The sequence below is a fragment of the Delftia sp. S65 genome, assembly GCF_016516495.1.
Classification (GTDB): domain Bacteria; phylum Pseudomonadota; class Gammaproteobacteria; order Burkholderiales; family Burkholderiaceae_C; genus Comamonas; species Comamonas acidovorans.
The window spans coordinates 1-12,716 of record NZ_JACVUR010000038.1; the positions used below are offsets into that span (position 1 = coordinate 1).

General features: G+C 68.7%; 11 protein-coding genes. 6 read left to right on the top strand and 5 right to left on the bottom strand.

Annotated elements, in window-relative coordinates; genetic code table 11:
* Nucleotides 1-41: 41 nt before the first annotated feature.
* Nucleotides 42-629, bottom strand: coding sequence for a (2Fe-2S)-binding protein (locus IAE24_RS23590; RefSeq protein ID WP_199962503.1), 588 nt, complete (start codon nucleotides 627-629; stop codon nucleotides 42-44).
* On the bottom strand, nucleotides 626-3,547 hold the full coding sequence (locus tag IAE24_RS23595) for a xanthine dehydrogenase family protein molybdopterin-binding subunit (RefSeq protein ID WP_199962504.1): 2,922 nt from the start codon (nucleotides 3,545-3,547) through the stop codon (nucleotides 626-628). The genes IAE24_RS23590 and IAE24_RS23595 overlap by 4 nt, the downstream gene beginning before the upstream one ends.
* A 433-nt stretch (nucleotides 3,548-3,980) precedes the next feature.
* Here IAE24_RS23595 and IAE24_RS23600 point away from each other — a divergent pair, with 433 nt between their 5' ends.
* From IAE24_RS23600 to IAE24_RS23620, 5 genes are all read left to right on the top strand, one after another.
* Complete coding sequence (locus IAE24_RS23600; RefSeq protein WP_012205010.1) at nucleotides 3,981-5,027, top strand: methionine ABC transporter ATP-binding protein; 1,047 nt, start codon at nucleotides 3,981-3,983, stop codon at nucleotides 5,025-5,027.
* Between the two features lie 3 nt (nucleotides 5,028-5,030).
* A complete protein-coding gene (locus tag IAE24_RS23605) occupies nucleotides 5,031-5,696 on the top strand; it encodes a methionine ABC transporter permease (RefSeq protein WP_012205011.1) in 666 nt (221 codons plus the stop codon).
* Nucleotides 5,697-5,757: 61 nt separating this feature from the next.
* Nucleotides 5,758-6,567: a MetQ/NlpA family ABC transporter substrate-binding protein gene (locus IAE24_RS23610; RefSeq protein ID WP_012205012.1), complete on the top strand. Its 810-nt coding sequence runs from the start codon at nucleotides 5,758-5,760 to the stop codon at nucleotides 6,565-6,567.
* Nucleotides 6,568-6,571: 4 nt separating this feature from the next.
* A complete protein-coding gene (locus tag IAE24_RS23615) occupies nucleotides 6,572-7,102 on the top strand; it encodes a cupin domain-containing protein (RefSeq protein ID WP_034392460.1) in 531 nt (176 codons plus the stop codon).
* Complete coding sequence (locus tag IAE24_RS23620; RefSeq protein ID WP_199962505.1) at nucleotides 7,099-8,199, top strand: DUF6817 domain-containing protein; 1,101 nt, start codon at nucleotides 7,099-7,101, stop codon at nucleotides 8,197-8,199. Before IAE24_RS23615 ends, IAE24_RS23620 begins: the two co-directional genes overlap by 4 nt.
* Before the next feature lie 59 nt (nucleotides 8,200-8,258).
* On the opposite strand, the gene IAE24_RS23625 is transcribed toward IAE24_RS23620, so the two are convergent.
* Nucleotides 8,259-9,302 (bottom strand): bile acid:sodium symporter family protein, encoded by a 1,044-nt coding sequence (locus IAE24_RS23625; protein ID WP_012205015.1) that lies wholly within the window; start codon nucleotides 9,300-9,302, stop codon nucleotides 8,259-8,261.
* Nucleotides 9,303-9,420: 118 nt separating this feature from the next.
* Between IAE24_RS23625 and IAE24_RS23630 the strand changes: the two genes are divergently transcribed.
* The gene (locus IAE24_RS23630) at nucleotides 9,421-10,338 is read left to right on the top strand and encodes a LysR family transcriptional regulator (RefSeq protein ID WP_199962506.1); all 918 of its coding nucleotides are present in this window, start codon (nucleotides 9,421-9,423) and stop codon (nucleotides 10,336-10,338) included.
* Here IAE24_RS23630 and IAE24_RS23635 read toward each other — a convergent pair.
* On the bottom strand, nucleotides 10,313-11,686 hold the full coding sequence (locus IAE24_RS23635) for a D-tagatose-bisphosphate aldolase, class II, non-catalytic subunit (RefSeq protein ID WP_200016391.1): 1,374 nt from the start codon (nucleotides 11,684-11,686) through the stop codon (nucleotides 10,313-10,315). The genes IAE24_RS23630 and IAE24_RS23635 overlap by 26 nt on opposite strands.
* Nucleotides 11,687-11,690: 4 nt before the next feature.
* On the bottom strand, nucleotides 11,691-12,659 hold the full coding sequence (locus tag IAE24_RS23640) for a tagatose kinase (RefSeq protein ID WP_199961976.1): 969 nt from the start codon (nucleotides 12,657-12,659) through the stop codon (nucleotides 11,691-11,693).
* Nucleotides 12,660-12,716: the final 57 nt, after the last annotated feature.

Below are 12,716 nucleotides of genomic sequence, written 5' to 3' on the forward strand. Positions count from 1 at the left end.
GGTGGGGGTGGCTGCGCTGGGGTCGGCGGCGGACATGGCGCTCATCCTTTCAAGGTCAGCCCGGGCGTGTTCAGGACCAGGTCCTTCACGGCCGCGTAGTAGCGCACATAGCCGGTGCAGCGGCACAGGTGGGGCTGCAGCGCCTCGCCCACGACCTGTTCCACATCGGCCGCGCGGATGGGCGCCTTGGCCAGGCGCTCGACCAGCACCGTGGCCGCGATGACGAAGCCCGGCGTGCAGTAGCCGCACTGGAAGCTGAAATGCTCCAGGTACTTCTGCTGCACGGGGCTGATGGCTATGACCTTGCGCGGCTGGCCCGAGGCGCCGGGCGAGGGCGGGGGCGCGGTGTCCGCGCCGGCCGGGTCGGCAATGCCTTCGATGGTGCGGACCTTGCGGCCCTGGAAGTAGTGGGCGCCGGTGATGCAGGTGCGCATCTCGCGGCTGCCCTCGGGCCCGTCCACGATGACGGTGCAGGCCCGGCATTCGCCGATGCCGCAACCCAGGCGCGAGCCGGTGAGGTTCAGGTATTCGTGCAGGAAGTCGATCATGGGCATGCCTTCGGGCACGTCCATGGGGCCGACGGTCTGGCCGTTGACGGTCAGCGACAAGGGGCGCGGGACAAGGCTCATGGTGCGAGTGCCTCCCTGATCTTTTGCGGGGTCACGGGCAGGTTGTGGAAGCGCTTGCCAATGGCGTGGTGCAGTCCGTTGACGATGGCGGCGACGATGGGAATCATCACCACCTCGGCAATGCCCTTGGGCGGATCGGTGTCCGACAGAGGTGCCAGCAGCTCGGCCGTCTGCTTCCAGACCGCCACCTCGCTGCCGCGCGGCAGGTGGTAGCGGTGGAAGTTCCAGTTGCCGTCGCCGGGGCCGCCCTCGTACAGCGGCATGGTTTCGTACAGCGCATGGCCTATGCCCATGGCAATGCCGCCTTCGAGCTGGCCGTGCACCAGCTCGGGCACGATGGGCCGCCCGCACTCCATGATGGAGTGGTGGGCCAGCAGCTCGACCGCGCCCGTGCCCGTGTCCACCGCCAGCTCGACCAGGGCCGCATTGGCGCTGTAGTAGGTGACGCCCGCGTTGTTGCGCTGCATGGGCGGATAGAACAGGTTGCGCCGCGCAATCATGCGGTAGCCGGCGGCGCTGCGCCGCGCGGTGACAGAGGCCTCGACGGGCGTGGCCGCCTGCGGCGTGTCGGTGGTTTCAGGGACAGGCGTGACGGCGCCGGCATCGGGCGCGCTGCCCAGGCGCACGGCCAGCGCGTCCAGCGGCCGGCGCGCGCTGGTGCCCAGGATGTCGAAGTCCGCCTCGGCCCATTGCCAGCGGTTGAAGGTATGGCCCACGGCGCCCGTGACCAGCTGCATGGCATGGGCCTTCTGGGCCAGGGCCTGCAGGGACAGCGGCTGCATGCCGTTGGCCGTGAGCATGCCGTTGACCCAGCGCGCGTCCTCGCGGCGCACCACGTAGGGCGCCTTCTGGCCGCCGCCCGTGCCCTGGCTCCAGATGGCGACGGCGGCCGGCCACAGGCCGTGCTCGAAGACCACGCGCGCCGTCTCGCTGGTGGCGTGGCTGTAGTAGTAGGCCGAGTTGCTGGCGCTGGCCGGCGAGGCGTAGACCGGCGTCCACAGCGGCCGGGTGGCGAAGCGGTCCTGGTCGGCCTGGGGCATGGTGTAGTTGTCGCCCTCGGCCTTGAGCGGCAGCTCCGGCCAGTCCAGGCAGGCGGTCTGCAGCTCGTCGGCGGGCTTGCCGAACCATTGCACGCACAGCTGGGCCTGCGAGGTGCCCATGCCCGTGCCGATCTCGGTGCCAGAGTGGTGCAGCAGCACGCGGCCCTGGGGCGATATCTCGATGCGGGCGAAGGCCGCCTCGCCGCCCGTGCCGAAGTCCTTTTGCACGCAGGCAAAGCCCACGCCGTAGCGCTGGCCCGGGTGGCTGGCCTCGTAGGCGGTCTTGCGCTTGGCGCGCTCGGTCCACAGCGGGTGGCGGCGGGCGCGCTCCAGCACCTCGTCGGCGCGCAGGGCGCCTGCGGCAATGGCGCCCTGGGTGTTCTTGGCGCCCGAGGTCAGCACGTTGCGCAGGCGCAGCTCGATGGGGTCGATCTGCAGCAGTTCGGCGATTTCGTCCACCATCATCTCGGTGGCCGCCATGCTCTGCAGCGTGCCGTAGCCGCGTGCCGAGCCCGCATCCAACGCGCGGCTGGCCAGTGCCACGGCGGTGATGTCGTTCTTGGGAAAGTAGTAGATGGACTGCGCCGCCGTGCCGCCCACCATGGCCACCGAGGGCGAGAAGTTGGCGCGCCCGCCGCCATTGGCCGTCATGCTGGCCACCAGGCTCTGGAAGAGGCCGGTCTTCCTGTCGATGGCCATGGTGTAGTCGATCTCGAAGGCATGGCGCTTGAGCGAGGACTGGAACTGCTCGAACCGGTCATTGGCCAGGCGCACGGGCTTGCCGTCCGCATACAGCGCGCAGACCAGGCCGTAGTAGGGCATGGGCGCGTGGTCCTTGGAGCCGTAGCCCACCGTGTAGCACGGGTGCACGAAAAGGTTCTTGAGCGGGAACCTGCTGGCCTGCACCATCTGCGCTGCCCATTCGGCCACCTCGTGCGGCGACTGCGTGGCCAGCACCATGTGCAGGCTTTGCGTGGCCGCGTCATACCAGCAGTTGGCGTTGTCGGGCTCCAGCGCGGCCGTGTCCACCGATTGCGTGGCGTAGTGGCGCTGCAGCACCAGCCAGTCGGCGGGCGGGGTGGCCAGCTCCTGGGCGATCTGCTCGGCCGCGCGCAGGCCGCGTGCCGTGACCGCATCGGCCTTGGAGATCTGCGGCCAGACCAGCGGCTTGCGTTCGGCGGGGAACAGCGGGGCATCGCGCAGGCTGGAGAACACGTCGTCGTCAAAGGCCGTGGCGCCGCCCTGGCGCACATAGCGGAACACGCCCCAGGGCGGACGGTCCAGCGCGCCCGTGATGCGGCCGTAGCGGATGACGCCGGCCGTGGCCTGCAGCCTTTCCTTGGCAAAGCGAAAGCGCGCGAAGTCGTGGTAGATGAGGATGGCCACGGCCTGGCCCAGGTAGGCGGGGGTCTTGCCTGCGGGCAGCAGCATGTCTTCGCCATAGAACTCGGGAAATGCCAGGCCGTCGCTCGCCAGGTCTTCGGCGGTGACCACGCGGTCGGGCGCCAGCTCGCCGTCCAGGGAAGACAGGTCCATGCCGTCGAACAGCCGGTCGGCCAGCGTGGTGCGCACGATGAAGGCATGGGACTGCTGCTGGGGCCAGTGCGGCATGTCGCGTGCGCGGATGTCGCGGGCGAAGACCTTGGCGCCCATGACCTTGGAGCGGCCATCGAGCCGCATGCGCGGCAGCTGGGTGGCCGGCTCGCGGGCCACGCTGCCCAGGACGCGGTCTTCAAAGAGGGCTGCATAGGCCTGGCTGGCCAGCGGCGCCACCCAGACGCTGACGCCTGCGATGCTGGCGGCCTGCAGAAAGCCGCGCCGCGACAAGGGAGCCGTGCCGGCCTGGCTGCCGGCGCCGGAGTGTTGTTCTGGGCGCATGGCGCTCTTCTCCTGTGGGGTTGAGCCCACTGTAGGAGGGCGCATGCCGCGCGGCCTGTCAGCAAAGGCTGCTTCTGGCGTCAGCGCGGCGGCAGCGGCAGGTGCCTGCCATCGTCAAAAGCAGGAGCGGGCCAGGGCCGCCAGGCCGCGACGGCAGCGTGCCGGCCGCACTGTCAATCAGACGCCGGCGCAAGAAGGGCCTTGCCGCAGTGCTCCGTGGCGCCACGCATAGCCCGGCAGGGCCAGGGAGTGTCCACATTCAGGCATAGTTGAGGGTTGTGCAGAAAGTAGTGAAGTCCTGGGCATAACCGGAGCTTCTTATTACTTAATTTTTTTATAGTTTGCGTTTTTATACGCGCAAACTATATTTGCTCCCACTTCCCAACAATGCGCAGCGGCGTCCCCAGGCCGTCCTGCGCCGCGGCGTTTTTTCATGATCGAGATTCGGGATCTTTCCCTGACCTACAAGGGCCCCACCGGGCCCGTCCATGCCTTGCGGGGCATCAACCTGCAGATCGAGTCGGGCGAGGTGTTCGGCATCATCGGCCGCAGCGGCGCGGGCAAAAGCTCGCTGGTGCGCTGCCTGAACCTGCTCAACCGCCCGACCTCGGGCCAGGTGCTGGTGGGCGGCCGTGACCTGATGCAGCTCAGCGATGCCGAGCTGCGCACGGCGCGCCGCGACATCGGCATGGTGTTCCAGCATTTCAACCTGCTGTCCTCGCGCACGGTGTTCGACAACGCCGCGCTGCCGCTGGAGATGGCGGGCATGTCGGCCGACGACATCAAGAAGCGCGTGGACCCGCTGCTGGACCTGGTGGGCCTGAGCGCGCTGCGCGACCGCTATCCGGCACAGATCTCGGGCGGGCAAAAGCAGCGCGTGGGCATTGCGCGCGCGCTGGCCAGCCACCCCAAGGTGCTGCTGTCGGACGAGGCCACCTCGGCCCTGGACCCCGAGACCACGCGCTCCATCCTGGACCTGCTGCGCAAGGTCAACCGCGAGCTGGGCCTGACCGTGGTGCTGATCACGCACCAGATGCAGGTGATCAAGCAGATCGCCGACCGCGTGGCCGTGATCGACGGCGGCGAGATCGCCGAGCTGGGCCCCGTGATCGACGTGTTCACGCGCCCGCAGCAGGCCATCACGCGCAGCCTCATCGACGAGATCGTTCCCCAGCAACTGCCCGAGTCGGTGGCCGTGCGCGTGAATGCGCTGGCCGCCCAGCTGGCGCCCGGCCAGCAAGGCCGGCTGCTGCGCCTGTCGTATGCGGGCGAGAGCGCCTACCAGCCCATCCTGTCGCACCTGATCCGCGAGCTGGGGCTGGACCTGTCCATCCTGCATGGCCAGATCGACGAGATCCAGGAGCAGACCTTCGGCTCGCTGGCCGTCTTCGCCAGCGGCGACGCGGCAAAGATCGATGCCGCCGTGGACCATCTGCGCGCCACCGGCGTGCAGGTGCAGATCGTTTCCACCAGGGATTGAGCGATGTTTGAGAATTTTTCGGAAATGATGCTGGAGCTGTTCGTCAGCTCGCTGTGGGAGACCATCATCATGGTCGGCGTCTCGGGCCTGGTGGGCGGCCTGATCGGCATTCCCCTGGGCGTGTTCCTGCGCCTGACCGACCACGGCGGCGTGCTGCAAAACGGCCCGGCCAACAAGATCGTGGGCTGGATCGTCAATGCCCTGCGCTCCACCCCCTTCATCATCCTGCTGGTGGCCATCATCCCGCTGACGCGGCTGATCACGGGCTCGTCCATCGGCACCTGGGCGGCCGTGGTGCCGCTGACCATTGCGGCAGCGCCTTTCGTGGCGCGCCTGGTGGAGACCGCGCTGCGCGAGGTGGACAACGGCCTGGTGGAAGCGGCCCAGTCCATGGGCGCCACCACGGGCCAGATCGTCTGGAAGATCCTGCTGCCCGAGGCGCTGCCCGGCATCGTGGCAGGCCTGACCATCAGCTTCGTGAGCCTGACCGGCTACTCGGCCATGGCCGGCGCCATTGGCGGCGGCGGCCTGGGCGACCTGGGCATCCGCTACGGCTACCAGCGCTTTTTGCCCGATGTGATGCTGGCCGTGGTCATCATCCTGATCTTCTTCGTGCAGGCCATCCAGAGCCTGGGCGACTGGGCGGTGCGCAGGTTGAGCCACCGCTGATCCAACGGCCGCAGTGGCAGCAGCGGCAAGGAGCCGCGAGATTTTCCAAAAGAGGGATTCCATGAAAAAACGCGCCTTGCTCCAGTCACTGGCCCTGGCTGCCGTCCTGCCCCTGGCGGGAATGGCCGCGCTGCCGGCCCATGCGGCCGACGGCTCGGTCACCATCGGCGTGACCTCGGGCCCGCATGCCCAGATCGCCGAGGTGGCGAGGAAGGTGGCCGAGAAGAACGGCCTGAAGGTGAAGCTGGTCGAGTTCGGCGACTTCATCCAGCCCAATGCGGCCCTGTCGCAGGGTGAGCTGGATGCCAACATCTACCAGCACCAGCCCTTCATGGACGCCCAGAACAAGGATCGGGGCTACAAGCTCGTGCCCGTGGCCCGTGCGGTCAACCAGCAGATGGGCGTGTACTCCAAGAAGATCAAAAGCCTGGCCGACCTCAAGAGCGGTGCGCGCGTGGGCATCCCCAACGACCCCACCAACGGCTCGCGCGCACTGATGGTGCTGGCCGCGCAAAAGCTGATCGAACTGAAGACCGGCGCGGGCGCCCGTGCCTCGGTGCTGGACATCACCGCCAATCCGAAGAAGCTGCGCTTCGTGGAGCTGGAGGCCGCCCAGCTGGCGCGCTCGCTGGACGACCTGGACGCTGCCGCCGTCAACAGCAGCTACGCCGTGGCCGCAGGCCTGTCGCCGCAAAAGGATTCGCTGGCGCTGGAAGCCACGGACACGCCGTACGTGACCGTGCTGATCGCCACGCGCGCCGGCCATGAGAAGGACGCGGGCCTGCAGGCCTTCGTCAAGGCCTACCAGTCGCCCGAGGTGCGCCAGTTCATCGACACGCAGTTCAAGGGCGCCTACACGGCGGCCTGGTAAGACCATGGGCGCCCTCGCATCCCACCGGGTTTCCGACGCGGACTTCGTGGCCGCCATCGGCGTGCAATGGCAGCGCCGCCCGCTGGCGCCCGAGCCCGGCCTGGCCGCGCTGCTGGCGCAGGCCCAGCTGGACGACGGCGGCAAGGCCACCGTGGTCCAGGCCGTGGGCATGCTGGTGGTCGACGAATGCGTGGCCCATGGCTACCACAGCATGGACCTGGTCGTGCTGCACCCGGGCACCCCGGGCCTGGACGAGGCGCTGGAGCGCTTCGACAAGCCCCACACCCATGCCGATGACGAGGTGCGCTACATCCTCGAAGGCGAAGGCCTGTTCGGCTTTTTTGATGCCCACGGCCAAGAGCGCGTGCTGCGCGTGCAGCCCGGCGACTACCTGCGCATACCGGCCGGCGTGGAGCACCGCTTCACGCTGACCGCCACGCGGCGCATCAAGGCGCTGCGCCTGTTCGCCGATACGGCGGGCTGGGTGGCGCAATATACCCAGCGGCCCGCCGCTGCCATGGAGGTGCCTGCATGAGCCTGCCTGTCCCGACACTGTTCCAGACACTTGACGAGGCGCTGTTCACGCGCGCCCAGGACCTGCTGGACGAGGAATGGCTGGCCAAGGATGCCGACCTCGCCCCCGTGCTGCCCGTGGTGCTGGCGCGCGGCGTGGGCCAGGACTGGCACAAGGCCGGCACCTTCCGCCACCACCTGGCGGGCGTGGCCCGTTCGCTGGCGCTGTGGCGCCAGCCGCGCGACGTGCGCCTGCTGGGCCTGCTGCACAGCGTCTACGGCAACGCCTTCGTGGACCTGGTCAAGTTCGATGCGGGCAGCGAGCGCGGCCGCCTGCGCGAGCTGGTGGGCGAGGGCGCCGAGCACCTGGTCTACCTGTTCTGCACCATGAGCCGCACGCAGTTCATGCAGAAGATACTGGCCGGCGACCTGGCCGAAGACGGCTCCATGTCGCTGGAATCCGCCGGCCGCAGCCAGCGCCTGAGCGCCTATGAGGTGGCGGCCTTCACCATCGTGAGCATGGCCGATGCCATGGAGCAGTGGTTCAGCTGGCAGGAAGACATCTATTCGCAGTTTCCGCAGGTGCAGAACCAGCGGCAGCAGGGCGTGCACTGGGCGGCCTCGCTGTGGCCCGGTCCCATGCGGCCTGCCAGCCGCATGCTCAGCCAGATCAGCGACCTGGGCCGTGCGCTGCAGCACCCGGCGCTGCGCGCCCAGCTGCCGCTGCCGCCGGTGTTCGACCATTGCAGCCGGCAGCTGTCGCCCGGCGACGAGGCCGCTGCCGTGTCGCTGTACTGGTCGGTGATCCAGCTGGACCAGCCGCTGGTGGACCTGGACGCCGCCACGGCCGTGCTGGAAAGCGCCGTGCGCCTGAACCCCTGGGTGGGCGAGCCGCAGATGGTGCTGGCCCAGCTCTACCTGTCTGCCGGCCGTGCCGACGACGCCGCGCGCGCAGCCGCCAGCGCGCTGCAGTGCTTCAGCGGCTGGGGCAATGCCTGGGACAAGCGCGTGCAGTGGGACGCCTGGATCGCCTGGACGCGCATCCTGCTGCAGTCGGCGCAGCAGGGAAGCTGGCCCGAGCGCCTGGACAAGCTCAACAACCTGGCCCTGAAGGGCTGAGATGCAAAAAAGCCTGGCGCGAGAGCCAGGCTTTTTTGTGATGGGAACGCGCCCGCGCCTTATTTGGCTGGCGCCGTTTCGGCCTTGGCGGCCGGCGCAGCGCTGGCGGGCACGGCGCCATCCTCGATCGCCTCGGGGTGCATGGGCCGGCGTGCATAGCGCTGGGCCAGCACGGCGCAGACCATGAGCTGCAGCTGGTGGAAGACCATCAGCGGCAGCACGATGGCGCCCACGGCGCTGGACTCGAACAGCACCTTGGCCATGGGCACGCCGCTGACCAGGCTCTTCTTGGAGCCGCAGAACACCAGTGTGATCTCGTCTTCCTTGGAAAAGCCCAGGCGGCGCGCCGTCCATGACGTGATGACCAGCACCAGGGCCAGCAGGATGGACGACAGCAGCAGCAGGCCCAGCAGCGCAGGCAGGGGCGTCTGCTGCCACAGGCCGCTGATGACGGCGGCGCTGAAGGCCGTGTACACCACCAGCAGGATGGAGCCCTGGTCCACGAACTTCACGCGCTTGGCATGGCGCGAGATGAAGCCGCCGATCACGGGCCGCAGCAGATGGCCCAGCACAAAGGGCAGCAGCAGCTGCAGCGCGATCTTGCCGATGGCCTGCAGCGCATCGCCCCCTTCGGCGCTCTTGTGCAGCAGCATGCTGACCAGGATGGGCGTGATCACGATGCCCATCAGCGTGGAGGCCGAGGCGCTGCACACGGCGGCGGGCATGTTGCCGCGCGCCATGGCCGTGAAGGCGATGGCCGACTGCACCGTGGCCGGCAGCGTGCACAGGAAGAGCACGCCCATGTACATCTCGGGCGTGACCAGCGGCTCGAGCACGGGGCGCAGCGCCCAGCCCAGCAGGGGAAAGAGCACGAAGGTGGCCGCGAAGATGGTCAGGTGCAGGCGCCAGTGGCCTATGCCGGCAAAGATGGCCTCGCGCGAGAGCTTGGCGCCGTGCAGGAAGAACAGCAGGCTGACCATGAGCGTGGTCGCCACCTCCAGCCATTGCGAGACGGCGCCCGAGGCGGGCAGGAAGCTGGCCAGTGCCACGGTGGACAGCAGCATCAGCGTGAAATTGTCAGGGGCGAAGCGGGGGCGTGCCATGGGAAAACTCTCTCCAACTAACTATCGGTTCGTGCAGCCAGGCTGCAAGGCCCCGATTGGACGCCACGGCCATTGAAAAGAGAAATGGATTTATCTGATGGTTTTATAATTTTTCCGTATGAATATCAGCCTGCGCCAGCTGCGCGCCTTCCTGGCCGTGGCGGAAAGCCGCAACTTCAGCCGCGCGGGCGAGCTGATGGCGCTGACCCAGCCTGCCGTCAGCCGCAATGTCACCGAGCTGGAGCAGGCCCTGGGCGTGCAGCTTTTGCACCGCACCACGCGCGAGGTGGAGCTGACCGACGCCGGCCGCCTGCTGCAGGGCCATGCCACGCGCGTGCTGGACGCGCTGGATGAATGCCTGCTCGAAGTCAGCGGCCTGGCCACCCAGCGCCTGGGCAAGGTGCGCGTGGCCAGCAGCCCCACGCTGTCTGCCCACCTGATGCCGCGCTGCATTGCGCGCTGCCGCGAGCAGGCGCCGGGCATCGAGCTGCTGCTGCTGGACCGCATCCAGAGTGATGTGCTGCAAAGCGTGCGCAGCGGCGAGGTGGACTTCGGCGTGGTCATCGACCCGCAAGGCCGCGACGACCTGCACTGCGAAACCATACTCAGCGAGCCCTTTTGCCTGGTCTGCCCGGCCACGCACCGACTGGCTCGCAAGCGCCAGGTGGCCTGGAGCGACCTGGCCGGCCAGCCGCTGGTACTGCTGGACCACGCCTCGGGCAGCCGCCGCCTGATCGACGCCGCGCTGCAGGCCCACGATGCCGAGGCCGCCGTCGTGCAGGAAGTCGGCCACACCACCACCATCTTCTGCATGCTCCAGGCGGGCCTGGGCCTGAGCGTGGTGCCGGAACTGGCCGTGCCGCAGGAATGGCGAACTCCCGCGAGTGGAGCCGCCACCCCCGACGCCCTCGCCAGCCGCCCCCTGCTGCCGCGCGTGCAGCGCGACATCATGCTGGTGCGCCGCCGCCAGCGTGAACTGTCGCCGGTGGCGCAAAGCGTGTGGGATTTGATCAGGGGGGAGGCGGGGCAGCTGTGAGGCTGTGGCCACAAGCCGCCGCATACGGCCTGATCGCCTCGCGCACGCGGTCCAGCACCAGCGCGTGGGGCGAGGGGGCCAGCCGCCCGGCGCGCACGGCCTGGTATTGGGCGGGGAGGAACTGGCTGAGCATGTTCTCGGGCAGGGTGCAGGCGGACAGGTTGTCCAGCAGCCGCGCCACGGCGGCGTTCACCGTGGGGTCGGCCCAGTAGTAGCGGATGCGGTCGCTGTAGCTGTAGATGCGCAGCAGCCTTTGGGCGCCGGGATCGGGCTGCTCGCCGCGGTAGTAGCGCTCCCAGCTGGCGGGGCGGCCCAGCATGGCGGACTCCAGCACGGCGGGCAAGTGGGAGCGCTGGTGCGCGTCGATGAGCTGCTCTTCGATGGAGGCCAGCGCGAACAGCACCTCGCGCAGCGCAAAGGTGGCGCCGGGGCCGACCTTGAGGATGGCAAAGCCGTCCTGCACCAGCTGGCGCAGGGCCTCGGGCCGCTGGTAGTCGGTGGAGTGGGCCTCGAAGACCAGTTGCGGGTGCTGGCGCAGCAACTGCTTGAGGTCGGCCGCTTCGCCGGGCGCGTAGTCCACCACGCGCGTGTGATCGAACTCCACCCCGGGCTGGACCACCATGGCAATGATGCGCGGCCAGACAGGGTCCAGCCCCTGTTGCGCGAAGACGTCGCGGTGCACCTGCAGCGTGCGCTGGGCGTCGGCGCGGGCAGTGACTTGCACATGCTCCAGCGCATGCGCGGCGCCGCCGGGCACGGGCACTTCGGTGCCGATCACGTAGACGGGGCCGGGCGCCGGGCAGGTGCTGCCGCGCTCGGCCGCCTGGCAGAGCAGGGCAGCGCGGCGGGCCACGGTTTCGTCGTCCAGCGCCTGGGGGTCGTCTGCGCAGGCCATGCTGGCGTCCAGGTGCAGCTTCACGAAGCCGGCCGCCGCATAGGCGTGTACCAGATCCTGCGCCAGTTCCATGGCCTCGGCGGCAGGCAGATGCGTCCACGCCGTGGGGCCCAGGTGGTCGCCGCCCAGCAGCACGCGGTCGGGCGGCAGGCCGACGCGGTGGGCGATGGCCAGCACGAAGCGGCGGAAGTCGGCGGGCTGCATGCCGGTGTAGCCGCCGAACTGGTTGACCTGGTTGGCGGTGGCTTCCACCAGCAGGGGCGTGCCATCGTCCAGCGCTTGGTGCATGGCAGCCTCGATGACCAGGGGATGGGCCGAGCAGATGGAGTAGATGCCGATTGCGCTGCCTGTTGCGCGCGCATCGCCTGCGGCTGCTGGCGTTTGCCTGGAGCGTGACTGCGCCAGGCGGGTGAAGTGGGTGAGATGGGTGGGGTGGGTGAGGTGGGCGGGCATGGTTTCAGCCCTCCATCACCGCATGCCGCAGGTGCTGCGGCTGTTGTGCCAGCAGTGCGTCGAGCCCGGCAAAGCCGGATGCCCCCTCCATCGGCCCCTTGCTGGAGACGGCCAGCGCGCCGGCCGCATTGGCGTAGCGCAGCGATTGCAGCGCGGTCTTGCCCAGGCGCCGGCAGGCGATGAAGGTGGCGCCAAAGCAGTCGCCCGCGCCCGTGGGATCGACCACGTCCACGGTGAGGGCGTCGAGGTCGATGCGCTCGTCGGCACTGAAGTAGCTGCAGCCGTCGGCGCCGCGCTTGACCACGATTTCGCGCACGCCGCGCGCAAAGATCTCGGCGATGGCGCCGGCCTCGTCGGCCGAGCGGGCCAGCTGGGTGACCTCGTGGCCGCTGGGTAGGAAGATGTCGGTGAATTCCAGGATGTAGGCCAGGGCTTCGCGCATTTCGGGGATGCGCAGCATCTCCTTGCGCACATTCGGATCGAAGGACACGGTGCCGCCCTGGGCCTTGACGATCTCGATGGCCTTCTTCATGGCATCGATGATGCGAAACGAGAACAGCGACGAGCCCATGACATGGAAGTGCGCGCAGTCCTTGAGCACGGCCTGGTTGACCTGCTCGGGCTGCAGCTGTGCCGAGGCGCTGTTGGTGATGTTGAAGATGAAGTCGCGCTCGCCGCTGTCGCGGTAGGTGACGAAGGCGCTGCCCGTGACGGTGCCCTTGCACACGGCGATGGCGCTGGTGTCCACTCCGTCGCGGCGCAGGCGGTCGATGTTGAGCCAGCCGAAGTCATCATCGCCCACGCAGCCGATGATGGCGGCCGGATGCCCCAGCCGGGCCACCTGGTCGATGAAGATGGCGGGCGCCCCGCTGGCATAGGGCCCGGCCAGCGGCCCCGGCGCGCGAAAGCTCTGGCCTTTTCGCTCGGCCATGATTTCGACGAGAATCTCGCCCATGGTCATGATGGATTGCATGCTCTCCCTCCCTTTGGAATCAAACCCCGTGCGCCGTTCGCTGCACCGCCGGCCCAT